Source organism: Paenibacillus sp. EKM301P, assembly GCF_011800295.1.
In the GTDB taxonomy this organism is placed as follows: Bacteria; Bacillota; Bacilli; order Paenibacillales; family Paenibacillaceae; genus Paenibacillus; species Paenibacillus polymyxa.
The window spans coordinates 1-425 of record NZ_JAALFM010000094.1 but is presented as its reverse complement, the minus strand read 5'-3'; the positions used below and the strand labels follow the sequence as shown (position 1 = coordinate 425).

The window sequence follows — 425 nt, the reverse complement described above, 5'->3', positions numbered from 1 at the left end:
GAAATGCAGCGTGAATCATACCAACGCCGGGAACAGTTCTGGCTGGAGCATTTAGCCGGAGAGTTGCCTGTACTGGATCTGCCGATTGCTTATCCTAGACCTGCTGTTCGCAGCTTCGAGGGAGCAATGTATGAATTTACAGTGGACCCGAATGTATCCGAGCAACTGCGCCGAATTGCGGTACAGACCGGAAGTACGCTGTACATGGTGCTACTGAGTGCCTATACCATCCTACTGTCCAAATACAGCGGTCAGGATGATCTGATCATCGGTACGCCGGTAGCAGGCCGCTTGTTGCCAGAACTGGAGCCACTGATCGGCATGTTCGTTAATACACTAGCCATCCGACACCAGCCGCAGGGCAACCAAACGTTCCACAGCTACCTGCTGGAAGCCCGAGAACGTACGCTGCAAGCCTTCGAGCA

General features: G+C 53.9%; 1 protein-coding gene. It reads left to right on the top strand.

Translation table 11 applies throughout. From position 1 onward, the window contains the following. The coding region (locus tag HFD99_RS24985; RefSeq protein ID WP_238797312.1) for a condensation domain-containing protein at positions 1 to 425 on the top strand (425 nt) is incomplete at both ends.